Source organism: Streptomyces mirabilis (assembly GCF_018310535.1).
In the GTDB taxonomy this organism is placed as follows: domain Bacteria; phylum Actinomycetota; class Actinomycetes; order Streptomycetales; family Streptomycetaceae; genus Streptomyces.
Map to the genome: position 1 here is coordinate 7,425,493 of NZ_CP074102.1, position 14,599 is coordinate 7,440,091.

General features: G+C 71.3%; 14 protein-coding genes. 7 read left to right on the forward strand and 7 right to left on the reverse strand.

The window, feature by feature from the left end:
• Positions 1 to 12 precede the first annotated feature (12 nt).
• Positions 13 to 450 carry a hypothetical protein gene (locus tag SMIR_RS32845; RefSeq protein ID WP_212727715.1) on the reverse strand — a complete coding sequence of 146 codons (438 nt, stop codon included), beginning with the start codon at positions 448 to 450 and terminating at the stop codon, positions 13 to 15.
• A 267-nt stretch (positions 451 to 717) separates the two neighbouring features.
• Between SMIR_RS32845 and SMIR_RS32850 the strand changes: the two genes are divergently transcribed.
• From SMIR_RS32850 to fxsA, 4 genes are all read left to right on the forward strand, one after another.
• Positions 718 to 1,158 (forward strand): Lrp/AsnC family transcriptional regulator, encoded by a 441-nt coding sequence (locus tag SMIR_RS32850; protein WP_067366187.1) that lies wholly within the window; start codon positions 718 to 720, stop codon positions 1,156 to 1,158.
• A gap of 47 nt (positions 1,159 to 1,205) precedes the next feature.
• Entirely contained in the window at positions 1,206 to 2,822 is a 1,617-nt protein-coding gene (locus tag SMIR_RS32855) for an amidohydrolase (protein ID WP_212727716.1), read from the forward strand.
• Positions 2,823 to 3,361: 539 nt separating this feature from the next.
• Positions 3,362 to 4,156 (forward strand): polyprenol monophosphomannose synthase, encoded by a 795-nt coding sequence (locus tag SMIR_RS32860; protein WP_168489981.1) that lies wholly within the window; start codon positions 3,362 to 3,364, stop codon positions 4,154 to 4,156.
• A 132-nt stretch (positions 4,157 to 4,288) separates the two neighbouring features.
• Positions 4,289 to 4,858: an FxsA family membrane protein gene (fxsA, locus tag SMIR_RS32865; protein ID WP_168489980.1), complete on the forward strand. Its 570-nt coding sequence runs from the start codon at positions 4,289 to 4,291 to the stop codon at positions 4,856 to 4,858.
• 176 nt (positions 4,859 to 5,034) lie between these two features.
• On the opposite strand, the gene SMIR_RS32870 is transcribed toward fxsA, so the two are convergent.
• The 4 genes from SMIR_RS32870 to yczE form a co-directional block, all read right to left on the reverse strand.
• On the reverse strand, positions 5,035 to 5,409 hold the full coding sequence (locus tag SMIR_RS32870; RefSeq protein ID WP_003977404.1) for an RNA polymerase-binding protein RbpA: 375 nt from the start codon (positions 5,407 to 5,409) through the stop codon (positions 5,035 to 5,037).
• 255 nt (positions 5,410 to 5,664) lie between these two features.
• On the reverse strand, positions 5,665 to 7,014 hold the full coding sequence (locus tag SMIR_RS32875; RefSeq protein ID WP_212727717.1) for an MFS transporter: 1,350 nt from the start codon (positions 7,012 to 7,014) through the stop codon (positions 5,665 to 5,667).
• A gap of 42 nt (positions 7,015 to 7,056) precedes the next feature.
• Complete coding sequence (locus SMIR_RS32880) at positions 7,057 to 7,824, reverse strand: glycerophosphodiester phosphodiesterase family protein (protein ID WP_168489977.1); 768 nt, start codon at positions 7,822 to 7,824, stop codon at positions 7,057 to 7,059.
• On the reverse strand, positions 7,821 to 8,510 hold the full coding sequence (gene yczE, locus SMIR_RS32885) for a membrane protein YczE (RefSeq protein ID WP_168489976.1): 690 nt from the start codon (positions 8,508 to 8,510) through the stop codon (positions 7,821 to 7,823). Before yczE ends, SMIR_RS32880 begins: the two co-directional genes overlap by 4 nt.
• Before the next feature lie 135 nt (positions 8,511 to 8,645).
• Between yczE and SMIR_RS32890 the strand changes: the two genes are divergently transcribed.
• The gene (locus SMIR_RS32890; protein ID WP_212727718.1) at positions 8,646 to 10,145 is read left to right on the forward strand and encodes an SCO1417 family PLP biosynthesis transcription factor; all 1,500 of its coding nucleotides are present in this window, start codon (positions 8,646 to 8,648) and stop codon (positions 10,143 to 10,145) included.
• A gap of 128 nt (positions 10,146 to 10,273) precedes the next feature.
• Here SMIR_RS32890 and SMIR_RS32895 read toward each other — a convergent pair whose 3' ends face one another.
• Positions 10,274 to 11,833, reverse strand: a complete 1,560-nt coding sequence (locus SMIR_RS32895; protein WP_168489975.1) for a P-loop NTPase family protein — start codon at positions 11,831 to 11,833, stop codon at positions 10,274 to 10,276.
• 37 nt (positions 11,834 to 11,870) lie between these two features.
• The gene (locus SMIR_RS32900) at positions 11,871 to 12,065 is read right to left on the reverse strand and encodes a hypothetical protein (protein WP_054236250.1); all 195 of its coding nucleotides are present in this window, start codon (positions 12,063 to 12,065) and stop codon (positions 11,871 to 11,873) included.
• A 359-nt stretch (positions 12,066 to 12,424) separates the two neighbouring features.
• Here SMIR_RS32900 and SMIR_RS32905 point away from each other — a divergent pair, with 359 nt between their 5' ends.
• Both SMIR_RS32905 and SMIR_RS32910 read left to right on the forward strand, forming a co-directional pair.
• A complete protein-coding gene (locus tag SMIR_RS32905) occupies positions 12,425 to 12,817 on the forward strand; it encodes an ankyrin repeat domain-containing protein (protein WP_168489974.1) in 393 nt (130 codons plus the stop codon).
• Between the two features lie 301 nt (positions 12,818 to 13,118).
• Positions 13,119 to 14,537: a HEAT repeat domain-containing protein gene (locus SMIR_RS32910; RefSeq protein ID WP_101408285.1), complete on the forward strand. Its 1,419-nt coding sequence runs from the start codon at positions 13,119 to 13,121 to the stop codon at positions 14,535 to 14,537.
• The last annotated feature ends 62 nt before the right edge of the window (positions 14,538 to 14,599 follow it).

Consider the following 14,599-nt stretch of genomic DNA (forward strand, 5'->3'; position numbering starts at 1 on the left):
CGCGAGGGCCGGTCAGGCGGCCTGACGGCGCATCTCGGGGACCCGCATCGGGCGCGAGGCCGGGCCGCCGACGTGCGAGAACGGCTGAGTCCGCCAGTCGAGTCCCTGAGGGAGCGTCAACAGAAGGGCGGTGTCCTGCTCCTGAGGCTCCACCGACTCGTCGGCGGGACGGGCGTCGCCCGCCGCACGGCCCGTGCCGGCGCAGACCGTCAGCCCGAACGGGTTCCACGGCGAGGCGCACAGCGCGTGCTCGGGCAGGCGCTCCTCGTCCGCGAGGAGCGCGATGGGCTGGGCGCAGTCCGGGCAGATCACCCGGTACATCTCGAAGGTGTCGTAGGCGTCGAACTCCTCACCGTCGACGGCGTCGGGTTCGACGCCCTCCGGCTCGGGCTCGACGACCAGCTTGGGCCGCCTGGATGTGGGACGACCAGGGCGCTTAAGACTCTGCATGGGATTCTCCCCCTCGGGTGGGCCGACAAGGCGCTGCGGCCTCGACCACAGCAAGCATTTCCCGTCCCGTCTCTGCGGTAATCACGAGAACATCACGGACCCGGTTGCGGCACTGTGTCGTTCGTCACATGCCGCCCGCAGGTGCCCGGCGCGGTGGATTTGTCCACCAGGCGGTTCACAGTCAGCACTCTGCCACATCACAAAGCGGGTATGACCTGCGCCGCTGAGGTATCCGACGAGATCAAGGGCCCTGTAGGTTCTTGCGTCATGGAGGAGCTGGACCGACAGATCGTGCAGCTGCTCGTCGCAGACGGGCGGATGAGCTACACCGACCTGGGCAAGGCCACGGGCCTGTCCACGTCCGCCGTGCACCAGCGGGTGCGCCGGCTCGAACAGCGCGGTGTCATCCGCGGCTATGCCGCGGTCGTGGACCCCGAGGCCGTCGGGCTGCCCATGACCGCGTTCATCTCGGTGAAACCGTTCGATCCGAGCGCCCCTGACGACATCGCGGAACGCCTCGCCGGCGTGCCCGAGATCGAGGCCTGCCACAGCGTCGCGGGCGACGAGAACTACATCCTGAAGGTACGGGTCTCGACCCCGCACGAACTGGAGGAGCTCCTCGCCCGCCTGCGCACCCTGGCAGGCGTGTCGACCCGCACGACCGTGGTGCTGTCGACGCCGTACGAGGCGCGCCCGCCCCGCATCTGACCCACCCGGGGGCCGACCGCACACCGGCAGGCGCGAGACTGTTCCCCATGAGTGAGAGCACCGCCACGTCGGACACCGTGCTGTTGCGCGGTGGAGAAGTCCACAGTCCCGCCGATCCCTTCGCCACCGCGATGGTCGTCGAACGCGGACAGATCGCCTGGGTCGGCTCGGAAGGCGCGGCCGACGCCTTCGCCGACGGGGTCGCCGAGGTCGTGGACCTGGCAGGCGCGCTGGTCACCCCGGCGTTCACCGACGCCCACGTCCACACCACCTCCACCGGGCTCGCGCTCACCGGCCTCGACCTGTCCGACGCGCCCTCCCTGGACGCCGCCCTCGCCCTCGTACGCGGGTTCGCCGCCGCCCGCCCCGCCGACCGGGTGCTGCTCGGCCACGGCTGGGACGCGGCCCGCTGGCCCGGCGGCCGCCCCCCGACGCGCGCCGAGCTCGACGAGGCGGCAGGCGGCCGCCCGCTCTACCTCTCCCGCATCGACGTGCACTCCGCCGTGGTCACCACCGCGCTCCTGGACCTGGTCCCGGGGGTCACCGCACGAGCGGGGTACGCCGCCGACGGCCCCCTCACCCGGGACGCCCACCACGCCGTGCGCGCCGCCGCGCTCGGCGCGGTCACGCCGGCCCAGCGCACCGAGGCCCAGCGCGCCGCGCTCGCCCACGCCGCCTCGCTCGGCATCGGATCCGTGCACGAGTGCGCGGGCCCGGAGATCTCCTCCGAGGACGACTTCACCGGACTGCTGCGCCTCGCCGCCGAGGAAGCCGGCCCCCGGGTCGTCGGCTACTGGGCCGAACAGGATGTCGAAAGGGCCCGGGCGCTGGGCGCGCTCGGCGCCGCGGGCGACCTCTTCGTCGACGGGTCCCTGGGTTCGTACACCGCCTGCCTGCACCAGCCGTACGCCGACGCCGACCACACCGGCACCGCCTACCTGGACGCCGCCGCCGTCTGCGCGCATGTGGTCGCCTGCACCGAGGTGGGCCTCCAGGCGGGCTTCCACGCCATCGGGGACGCCGCCGTGACCGCCGTGGTCGAGGGAGTCCGCGCAGCCGCCGAGAAGGTCGGCCTGGCCCGCGTGCGCGCCGCCCGGCACCGCGTCGAGCATGCCGAGATGCTCACCCCGCAGACCATCGCCGGCTTCGCCGAGCTCGGCCTCACCGCCTCCGTGCAGCCCGCCTTCGACGCGCTGTGGGGCGGCGAGGACGGCATGTACGCCCAGCGCCTGGGCGCCGAGCGGGCCCGTGCCCTCAACCCGTTCGCGGCCCTGCTGCGCACCGGCGTGCCGCTGGCCTTCGGTTCCGACAGCCCCGTCACCCCCCTCGACCCGTGGGGCACCGTGCGCGCCGCCGCGTTCCACCGCACGCCGGAGCACCGGGTCTCCGTGCGCGCCGCGTTCACGGCGCATACGCGCGGCGGGTGGCGGGCGATCGGACGGGACGACGCGGGAGTCCTGGTGCCGGGCGCGCCCGCCGACTACGCCGTGTGGCGCACCGAGGAACTGGTCGTGCAGGCCCCCGACGACAGGGTCGCCCGCTGGTCGACCGACCCTCGTTCGGGTACTCCTGGACTGCCCGATCTGAGCCCCGGCGGCGACCTGCCGGTGTGCCTGCGCACGGTCGTCGGCGGGCGGACGGTCTTCGTACGGCCGGGCGAGTGATCTCCCGGGGTGGCGCTGCGGTGATCATCCGCCGCCGCCCCGTCGCGCGACCTGCGCATCCTCCGCGCTGACCAGGCAATTGAGGGAAAACCAGCAGGTCAGGCGAGTGTTGACAGCTGGCCTCGGGGGGCCGGTAGGTTCGGCCGCGTCCACCACCGGACGTCCGACCGGAGAACTTCCACGCAGTCGCCGGAGCGCCGCTGGGTCAGGGGTGGTGTGCCGCACCGGCGCACCACCACTGGGAGCCAGGCTCAGCGCCAGTGCGACGGCGAGGGAACGTTCATGCCTGTCGGAAGGGTGTGACCCGGGTGGGGCCCGGACGTCCAGTAGACAACGGCTTTCGGTCGACCCGCAGCCAGCGGGTCCCAGGTCGGCCCGAAGGGCGCCGGGCCCCGATCCGCAGTACGGTGCTCCGGCGCGGCGGGCTCTCTCTTACCCGGCTCTTGCCGAATCGACACCCCCGTACTAACGCGCCGACGAGTCAGTGCAGGCTGCGGCCACTATGGTGGACCCCTGCGTACGGACATGAAGGGGCAGTAGTGAACGACGGCGACGGGACCCTCGCGGCAGGAGCCAAGGGGAGGCAGTTCGGCCCGCTCGGCACGGCCTTGGTGATCATCCCGACCTACAACGAGGCGGAGAACATCAAGAAGATCGTCGGCCGGGTACGAGCCTCGGTGCCCGATGCACACGTTCTCGTGGCGGACGACAACAGCCCGGACGGCACGGGCAAGCTCGCCGACGAGCTGGCCGCTGAGGACGACCATGTCCAGGTGCTGCACCGCAAGGGCAAGGAAGGCCTGGGCGCCGCGTATCTCGCGGGCTTCGCCTGGGGCATGGAGCACGGCTACGGCGTCCTCGTGGAGATGGACGCGGACGGCTCGCACCAGCCCGAGGAACTGCCCCGGCTGCTGACCGCGCTCAAGGGCGCCGACCTCGTGCTGGGGTCGCGCTGGGTGCCGGGCGGGCGGGTCGTGAACTGGCCCAAGTCCCGCGAGTTCATCTCGCGCGGCGGCAGCATGTACTCCCGGCTCATGCTCGACGTGCCCATCCGGGACGTCACCGGAGGCTTCCGCGCATTCCGCCGCGAGACCCTCGAAGGTCTCGGACTCGGTGAAGTCGCGTCCCAGGGGTACTGCTTTCAGGTGGACCTGGCCCGGCGCGCGGTCAAGTCCGGTTTCCACGTCGTCGAGGTGCCCATCACCTTCGTCGAGCGCGAGCTCGGCGACTCCAAGATGAGCCGCGACATCCTCGTGGAGGCGCTGTGGCGGGTCACCACGTGGGGCGTGGGGGAGCGGGTCGGCCGGATCACCGGCCGGAAGCGCACGTCGTAGGAGCACTTTGTGGAGTGGGGGGCGGCCCGGCTGGGCCCGCCTCCCACTCGCATTCCGCCCTCACTTCACTCCACAGCTACGGCTGATCATCCGCTTATCCCATACTGAGCTGTGCCCAGGCACACTGGGTGCATGACGACTGGCGCACCGACTCCCACATACCCCGCGCGGCCGCGGCGATCCCGGCTGCGCACCTACCTGCCGCTCGGCATCGCCGTCTGGCTGGTGCTGGAGATCTGGCTCCTGACCGTGGTCGCGGGCGCGGCGAGCGGTTTCGCGGTCTTCCTGCTGCTGGTCGCCGGTTTCGTCCTCGGTTCCGTGGTCATCAAGCGAGCCGGCCGCCGTGCCTTCCGCAACCTCACCGAGACGCTGCAACAGCAGCAGAGCGGGGTGGCCCCCACGAGCGGGGGCGGCAACGGCAACGGGCTGATGATGCTCGGCGGTCTGCTCCTGATGATCCCCGGGCTCATCTCCGACGCGCTGGGCCTGCTCCTGCTGATCCCGCCCGTCCAGAAGGCCCTGAGCCGTTACGCCGAGCGCACCATCGACCGCAAGATCCGCGAGGCCTCGCCGGGCAGCGTCGGTGACGCCTTCCAGCAGGCCCGCATCCATCGACCCGACGGCAAGGTCGTCCAGGGCGAGGTCATCAGGGAAGAGAACCCGACGGCGGACCCGGGCCCGCGTCCGCCACTGAACCGCTGACCGAGGCTTCCCCGTCGGAGGCCCGTGGGTCTCACCTGCGGGCCGGTGGGGGCTGGTCGCGCACTTCCCCGCGCCCCTGAGGGGGCGCGCACAACGCACAGAGCCGCGGGCCCCGTACGACTTTCGTACGGCGCTCGCGGCTGAGTGCGTGGTATGCCGCCCAGCCCCCGGAGGGGTTAGGCGGACTTGCGGCTGTCCCGCGGATGCACCGCGATGTTCATCGCGCCGGAGCGCAGAACGGCCAGGCGCTCCTCGAGGACCTCTTCGAGCTCCTCTCGGGTGCGCCGCTCCATCAGCATGTCCCAATGCGTACGCGCGGGCTTGGCCTTCTTTTCCTCAGGGCCGTCGCCGTCCACCAGGAGTGCCTGGGCCCCGCAGACCTTGCACTCCCACTCCGGCGGAATCTCCGCCTCGACCGAGAAGGGCATCTCAAACCGATGCCCCTTCTCGCATGCGTACTCCACGGCCTGGCGCGGGGCCAGGTCGATGCCGCGGTCCGTCTCGTAGCTGGTCACCACGAGGCGCGTGCCGCGAAGAGCTCGCTCACTCATGAATCGTGCCTCCCGGGCTTGTCGCCCACAGGACAGGTGTCGCTGTCGTCGTCATCCGGTCAACGTCCGGTCGGCGGTAAAGATTCCCGTTCCGGGTCATGCGTCGCCGTCGTAGCCGCCCCTTGTTGTACCCACCGGCGCCCGGTTTGTCACATCTGGCAGCAGATGTCACCCAACGCTTCAGTATCTTTGACGCGCAGTAACGGTACGCCTGGCAGGCCAAACGCGTACACTACCGGCCTTTGGCCTCAGGTGCTAAATCCTGTCCGGTACGGGATTACCCGCGTCGTGCACGGCCTGCCGCACCGGAACCCTCGCCAGCAGCACGAATCCGATGACGAAGAAGGCCACGAGCGAGATGATCGCGTCCCGATAACTTCCCGTCAGCTGGTAGGTCAAACCGAACAGAAGCGGGCCGAGCCAGCTCATCCCCCGGTCGCTCATCTCGTACGCGGAGAAGTACTCGGCCTCCTTCCCGGTCGGCACCAGATGGGAGAACAGCGAGCGCGAGAGTGCCTGGCTGCCGCCCAGGACCAGGCCGATCCCGGCGGCCAGGACGAAGAACCAGACGGGTGCGCCCGCCGGCAGGAAGTACCCGGCGCCCAGCGTCACGGTCCAGGCGACGAGCGAGCCGAGGATCGTGCGCTTCGCGCCGTACGTCCGTGCGAGCCGTCCCATCCCCAGGGCGCCCCCGACCGCGAGCACCTGCACCAGCAGTACGGCGACGATCAGGGTCGACTGGCTCAGGCCCAGCTCCTCCGATCCGTACACCGACGCCTGCGAGATGACCGTCTGGATGCCGTCGTTGTAGACGAGGTAGGCGAACAGGAAGGCGAGGGTGAGCGGTTTGCCCCGCATGTCGCGAACGGTGGCCGCCAGCTGCCGCCATCCGTGTCCCGACGCCTGACCCGCGGATGCCGTGGGCCGGTCCCGCAGCCGCTTCAGCGGCACGAGGGTGAAGGCGCCCCACCAGATGCCCGCCGAGGCCAGACAGACGCGGACGGCCGTCGACTCGGAGACACCGAAGGAGTCGTGAGCCGAGTACAGGACCAGGTTCACGACCAGCATGAGCGAGCCCGCCGCGTAGCCGAAGGCCCAGCCGCGGGACGAGACCGCGTCACGCTCCTCGGGCGGGGCGATCTGCGGCAGGTAGGAGTTGTACAGCACCATCGACACGGCCACCGAGGCGTTGGCGACGATCAGCAGCAGACCGCCGAGCAGATAGCGGTCGCCGTCCAGGAAGAACATGCCCGTGGTGGCCGTGGCGCCGAGATAGGCGCAGAGGGCGAGCAGGGGCTTCTTGCGGCCGGTGCGGTCGGCGGCCGCGCCCGCCATCGGCATCACGAAGATCGACAGAATGACGGACGCCGAGACCGCGTAGGCGAAGAAGGAGCCGGCGCGGACCGGGATGCCCAGCGGATGGACGAAGCCGTCCGCGTCCGCCGCGTGCTTGGCGACGGACGTGAGATAGGGCCCCAGGAAAACGGTGAGCACGCTCGTCGAGTAGACGGAGCACGCCCAGTCGTAGAAGTACCAGCCGCGCTGCTCGCGCCGCCGTTCGGTGACCTCGTCGGTCGCCTGTGCCCGCACGGTTTCGGTGCCCACCCGTGCCCCTCGCTTCCCGCTGAACGGACCGCGCGAGAGGGCTCAGACCCAGGTGCCCCGGTCCTCCAGGACCCTGCGCAGCGTGTCGATGTGATCGGTCATGATGCCATCGACGCCCAGGTCCAGGAGCCGGTGCATCCGATCGGATTCGTTGACCGTCCACACGTGGACCTGCAGGCCGCGCGCGTGGGCGGCGCGCACGAAGCGCCGGTCGACCACCGGCACGCCCGACTGGGACTCGGGCACCTGGGCGGCGATCGCCGAGTCGCGCAGCGCGGCCGGGATGCCGTACGAGCGCAGCCGCAGCCCCAGGACACCCTTGGTGCCGTACGAGGTCGCCAGACGAGGTCCGGCCAGACGCTGGGCGCGGAAGACCCGCGCCTCGGAGAACGAGCCGACGCAGACGCGGTCCCAGGCGTCGAGGCGGCCGATGAGGTTCAGCAGGGGGTGGAGGGCGGGCTCGGCCTTGACGTCGACGTTCCAGCGGACGTCGGGAAAGGTTTCGAGGAGCTCCTCGAAGAGGGGGACCGGTTCCTTGCCCGCCACGCGCGCGTGGCGCACGTCCTCCCAGGGAAGGTCCGCGATCCGGCCCGCGCCGTCCGTCACCCGGTCCAGGGTCACGTCGTGGAAGGCGACGAGCTTGCCGTCCGACGTCGCGTGCACATCCGTCTCGATGTAGCGGTAGCCCGCTTCCACCGCGCGGCGGAACTGGGCGACGGTGTTCTCCAGGCCGTCCGCCGCGCCGCCCCGGTGGGCGAAGGGGATCGGGCCGGGGTGGTCGAGGTACGGGTGACGTATGCGCGGGCTCACCCTGGAAGTATCGCTCGCTCCGGTTGACCGACGGCAACGACGGTGCTGCCGCCCGGTGCCGGGCGGACGGCGAACACGCGCAGGAAGAGCTGGGCGACCGGCCCGATCGCCACGGCGTACAGCACCGTGCCGATGCCGACCGTGCCGCCGAGCGCGAATCCGGTCGCGACGACCGCCACCTCCAGGACCGTGCGTACCAGCCGTACCGAGCGCCCCGTACGCAGGTGCAGGCCCGTCATCAGACCGTCACGGGGGCCCGGACCGAAGCCGGCCGAGATGTAGAGGCCCGTCGCCACGCCGTTCAGCACGATGCCCGCCACGAGCAGCGGAATCCGTACGGCCAAGGTGTGGGCGTCCGGCACCAGGGCGAGGGTGCCGTCCATGGCGATACCGACCACGAACACGTTGGAGACCGTGCCGAGGCCCGGGCGCTGGCGCAGCGGGATCCACAGGAGCAGCACCGCCGCGCCCACGAAGATCGACACCACGCCGATCGTCAGACCGGTCAGCTCGGCGAGCCCCTGGTGCAGCACGTTCCAGGGCTCCAGACCGAGGCCCGACTCCACCAGCAGGGCCGAACTCGCGCCGTACAGTGCGAGGCCCACGTACAGCTGGGCGAGGCGACGCGGAAGCCGTCGCCCGGATCCCTTGCGTTCCCGGTGTGGGGAGTCGGCGCGTGTGGACAAGAGGTGCCCCCTGTGGTGATGACCCGTGATGGCCCGGGATGACCCGCGGTGGTGATGGTGGCCTGGCTCGTGACATTCTGTGGCCTGAAGGAAGGCGCCATCCAAGGCCAATCCGAGGAAGGTGGACTGGGAATCATGACGCAGTGGACTTCGGCGATGGGTGCCGCGCAGCTCGCCCGGCTGCTCAACTCCCAGCAGGAGCGCCCCGCGGGGCCCGGCACCCGCCGTCCGCCCGCCTATCGCGCGCTCGCCGACGGCATCCGGCTGCTCGTCCTCGAAGGCCGGGTTCCGGTCGCCGCGCGGCTGCCCGCCGAGCGGGAGCTCGCGCTGTCCCTCTCCGTCAGCCGTACGACGGTCGCCGCGGCCTACGAGGCGCTGCGCGGCGAAGGGTTCCTGGAGTCCCGCAGGGGAGCGGGCAGTTGGACCGCCGTCCCCGCCGGGAACCCGCTGCCCGCGCGCGGCCTCGAACCGCTGCCGCCCGAGGCCCTCGGCTCCATGATCGACCTCGGCTGCGCGTCACTCCCCGCGCCGGAGCCCTGGCTCACCCGTGCCGTGCAGGGCGCCCTGGAGGAGCTGCCACCGTACGCGCACACGCACGGCGACTATCCGGCGGGGCTGCCCGCGCTGCGCGCGATGATCGCCGAGGGGTACACCGCGCGCGGCATTCCGACCATGCCCGAGCAGATCATGGTGACGACCGGCGCGATGGGCGCGATCGACGCCATCTGTCATCTCTTCGCCGGGCGCGGCGAACGCATCGCCGTCGAGTCCCCCTCCTACGCCAACATCCTCCAGCTGATGCGGGAGGCGGGCGCCCGGCTCGTCCCCGTCGCGATGGCCGAGGGGCTTGCCGGATGGGACGTGGAGCGTTGGCGCCAGGTCCTGCGCGACGCCGCACCCCGGCTCGCGTACGTCGTCGCCGACTTCCACAACCCGACGGGAGCACTCGCGGACGAGGACCAGCGGCGCCGCCTGGTGGACGCGGCGCGGTCCGCGGGGACCGTACTGGTGGTCGACGAAACGATGAGCGAGCTGTATTTGGAGGAGGGGCTGTCGATGCCCCGCCCCGTGTGCGGCTTCGACCCCTCCGGGTCCACGGTCATCACCGTGGGGTCGGCCAGCAAGGCGTTCTGGGCGGGGATGCGGATCGGGTGGGTCCGTGCGGCCCCCGATGTCATCCGCAGTCTCGTCGCCGCGCGCGCGTACGCCGACCTCGGAACGCCGGTGCTGGAGCAGTTGGCAGTGAACTGGCTGTTCAGCACCGGGGGATGGGAGCGGGCCGTGGAGATCCGGCGTGCGCAGGCCCGGGAGAACCGGGACGCGCTCGTCGCCGCCGTGCGCCGTGAGCTGCCCGACTGGGAGTTCGTCGTTCCGCGGGGCGGGCTGACGCTGTGGGTGCGCACCGGCGGGCTGTCCGGGTCGCGGATCGCCGAGGCGGGCGAACGGGTGGGGGTACGGGTGCCCTCCGGGCCGCGGTTCGGGGTCGACGGCGCCTTCGAAGGGTATGTGCGGCTGCCGTTCACCGTGGGGGGTGCGGTGGCCGAGGAGGCGGCGGTCCGGTTGGCCGTGGCGGCGCACTTGGTGAAAACGGGCGCGACCGGGGGCAACGAAGCGCCCCGTACGTTCGTGGCCTAGCAGCCGACCGGACCCCGGGTGGGTTCGTCGGCTGCGGGCCGGTGCCGCCGCCCCCGCCCAGGGGCGCGGGGAACTGCGCGACCAGACCCCACTCACCAGCAGCCGAACCCCACCACCAGGGAGCTCGCTCAGCCCTCCGCCACCGCGGCCTCCGCAGGGATCAGGTCCGCCTCCGTCGGAGTCGTGCGTTCCGGCAGCAGGTCGAGGACAGCGCGTCGATGGGTCTCGCTGGTGGCGTCGTCGTAGGGGTCCGGCGTAGCCGGAACCTGGAGGCGCAGGACGGGACCCGCACCCAGCCGGGCGTACCCGCGGCCGGGCGGCACATCCCGCGTGGGAGTGGTGTGCGGCGGCGCGCCGAGGACGGCTTCCAGCTGGACCGGAGACGCCGGGCCGAGGACCACGCGCGCGCGGGTGTGCTGGTGCACGGCCTCGCTGAGCGCCTCGAGATCCTCGAACTGCTCGGCGATGACGACCGTGACGCCCGCCGCGCGCCCGTGCCGGAGCGGGACCTGAAGGAGTGCCTGGGGATCGTTGCGGCCGTCGGCGGCGGCGAAGTGGCCGAGCGCGCTCGGCCGGTCGAGCAGGATCCACAGGGGGTTCTTGGTGTCGTCGGGGGCGGGGTGCCCCGCCTGCCGCGCACGGTTGGCGGAGATCAGCCTCCGCTCCGTCTCGTTCGCGGCCCACTCCAGACTCGCGAGCGCCCCGGCGAGGCCGGACTCGACGGCGAGGACGCCGGCCCGGCCGGTCAGGCACGCGTACTCGCCGGTGCCGCCGCCCTCGACGATGACGACATCGCCGTACTGAAGGGCCTGGAGCGCGATGGAACGCACGAGTGTGGTCGTGCCGCTGCCTGGATCGCCGGCGATCAGCAGATGCGGCTCGGTGGAGCGGATGCCGGTGCGCCAGACGACCGGGGGAACGTCGCGCTGTTCCTCACCGTAGGTGAGGGGGAGCGTGCGCTGGACGTCGGCCGGGTCGGTGAAGCCAAGGACCGCCTCGCCGGGTGAGGTGACGAATCGCTGGGCGGCGATGTCGGTGGGGAGCGGAGGGAGGACGGTGACGGTGAGCTCGTTGCCCTCCTCGTCCCAGTCGAAGTGGTACTCGCGACCGCGGCCCGACTTGGCGTGCAGAAGCTGTTCGATCCGGGCCCGGGACTCCGCCTCGCCGTCCGTGAAGTACGCCGGGTAGCGGATGAGCAGCCGGGACACGCGGCCGTCGTCGTCGAAGTCGTGCGTGGGGAAGGCCTTCTCCCAGTCGCCGCCGTGGGCGTACAGAGGGGCCGGGTCCTCGGCCACGGAGAAGTACGGGACGAGGGCGTCGTACAACGACTGGAGTCGTTGGATCTGCGCTTCGTCGGGGCCCGTGGGCTCCGACGAGACCGGCTGGCGGCCCGTCCACGCTGCCGCCGCCATCAGGGTGATGGCGGCGAGCAGCGGTCCGTACGGCACCAGCGCCACGACCAGGATCACCGAGGCCACCAGGAACAGCAGCGGCCCGCGCCGGTCCTTGGGGGTGGCGGCCCACTTGCGCCCGCCGGCGGCTGCCAGCCGGCGCAGTCCACGGGTGACCGTGATCAGTGGATGGAGGACGTCGGTGGCGCTGTCGGCTGCCGTTCGGGCCAGCTCCCGGCTTCGGGCGATCTGTGCGCTGCCGTTGCTGAGGATGCGGGGGAGAGGGCGCCGGGCCACTGCTGTCTCCTGAAGGTGCGTGCGATGGGCAGGGACGTCAGAACTTGATCCCGCCGAGGAGGCTCGCCAGGCTCTCCCCGCCTGCCTTGATGCTCGGCGCGATGGCCGTGCTGGCGAGGTAGAAACCGAAGAGCGAGGACACCATGGCGTGCGACGCCTTGAGTCCGTCCTTGCGGAAGAAGAGGAAGACGATGATGCCGAGCAGGACGACGCCTGAGATGGACAGAATCATTTGTGCTCTCCTGGTTCGTGGGGACAGTCACCATGAGTACTTCCAGGATCACAGGATGTATCCATACGATAAAAGGTGCAACTGAGTGAATTTCGGCTGATTTCATCCAGTCGGCGGAGCCGTTCCGGAGCCCCTGGGCAGGTCTGTTGCTCTCTGTCGGCTCTCGTGAGGCTCGTGGTGATCTTTGCCTCGGTCGGCGCCCGTCATGTGCCGTCGGAGCCAGTACGCTGGCGAATCACCCGTACGGCCGCACACATCGCTGTCGTACGGACCTGCGCATGACAGCCCACCCGCTGTCGTACGCTCCCGCAGTCCCCATGACGTAGCTGTCGTTGTCCTTGTGAGAGGTGGTCCGGCCGATGAGTGAAGCCCCCGACCCCGAAGTCGTGGAGCTGGCGACCAAGATCTTCGATCTGGCGCGCCGAGGGGAGACCGAGGCGCTCGTGGCGTACGTCGACGCGGGTGTTCCGGCCAACCTCACCAACGACCGCGGTGACTCGCTGGTGATGCTCGCCGCCTACCACGGCCACGCCGAGGCGGTGCGCGCCCTGCTGGAGCGCGGCGCCGAGGCCGACCGCATCAACGACCGCGGCCAGACGCCCCTCGCGGGGGCCGTCTTCAAGGGCGAGGAGGCGGTCATCCGCGCGCTACTGGACGGCGGCGCGGACCCGGCCGCGGGTACCCCCTCGGCCGTCGACACCGCCCGGATGTTCGCCAAGACGGAACTTCTGGAATTGTTCGGCGCGCACTGATTCGAACACGCTGACCAGGTGCAACACCGAAAACGGGGGAGGCGGTACGGGGCCGCCGGAAATACGGTCGCGGCAGGAAGAACCGCCGAGTCATCATGACGTCGTGATTCACGGACGCGATGGCTGGGCAGATGTTGCCGCACCGCGCGGGCCGTGACGCGGCCCGTATGGGCCCACCAACGAGAGGCAGAGGAAGATGGTCTACAGCAAGCAAGAAACGGCGGGCGCTCCGACGTGTTGTCACGCGGCCAGGTAATGCAGGATCCCGGTTGCGTCGACGCTTGATGTGAGGCTGTTTCCCATGTTCGATCCGGTCATAGCGCCCAGCGGTACGCTGCTCGGCCTGCTCCAGAGGGGCCGCGGCGACGGCACGCTGCACGCGCTCACCGCACCGCGCGCCGAAGCGCTCGCGGCACTGAACCACTGTGTGCTGCGCGACCCCCGCCACGACTGGCAGGTGGAGAACCGCTCCCTGTACTACGCCCGTCTCTACCTCGATCTGAGCGGTGAGCTCGACGAGATCGAGCGGCACCTCTTCGACGCCGAGGACATCCTCGACGACTGCGAGTCACGCACGGGACTCGCCCTCGCGGTCCTCGGCCACCTCGCCTCGTACGGCAGGCGGGACGCCCTGGAACTGCTGCGCAGGTACGCCGCCTCGGGCACCAACTGGGCCTGGGCCCTGGACGAGCTGGCCCTGCGCGACGACGACGCGGGTCTGCGTGCCCTCGCCGTGCCCGTCCTCGCCCGCTTCCCGGCCGATCCGGAGGGCGAGGCCGCGCTCGTCGCCCAGGTGCGCGACGCCTTCGAGCCCCGGCCCTGGCGGCTGTGGGCGGACGACTCCCGCGAATCCATCGCCGCGCGTGTGCGGGCCGCCCAGGAACAGGGCTCCTTCGACCGATGGCAACGGCAACTGCGCCCCACGGGACCACGTCCGGGGTGGAGCGTGCGGGCCGTGTTCGAGTGGGCCCAGCAGGGCCTCGACCGCGGAGCCGCACTCCATGTGCCGGCCGCGCGCTGCCTCACGGCCGTCGCGGGCCCCGAGGACCGGCCCGAGATTCTCCAGGCCGCCCGGGACGGCGGCGACGGAGCCCGCTGCACCGCCTTGCGCTACCTTGCCGACAGCAACGATCCGGACGCTCTCGATCTGATCGAGGCCGCCGCGACCGGCGGCACGGCGACCGTCGGGGAGGCCGCCGTCGACGCGTTCGAACGTATGCGCAGTGTCGCCGCCGTCGACCGGGCCCGACGGTGGGCCGGGCGGCCCGACGCCCTCGGCGCCGCAGCGGGACGGATGCTCGCCTGCCGGGGCGGCACCAAGGACAGCGAACTGGTGCTGGGCGCCCTGCGTGAGGCCGTACGCGGCGAAGGTCCCGACGCACCCACACTGTGGACCCTCGTCGACGGAGCCGGACGCCTCGGCATCGTCTGCGCCGCACCCGTACTGCGTCATGTCTACCGGGAGACGGCGTCGTCCCATCTGCGCGGGCGAGCCGCCCGGGCCCTCGCCGCCACCGACCCCTCCTTCCCCGCCGGCTTCGCCGTCGAGTGCCTGTGGGACTGCGAGGAGTCGACCCGCGAGGTGGCCGCTCGACACGCCGAAACCGGTGACGCGCGCGTGGTCGATCAGTTGCGGCGGCTGGCGTCGGATCCGGCCGAGGAAGCGGAAGTACAGACAGCCGTACGCAGCCGGATCGGGCCCGACGCACCCGCGGTATGAACACGAAGTGACTCGCGGGTCAGGAGGATGTGGCCGCGCGCCGACCTGGAAAAGCGTGCAGT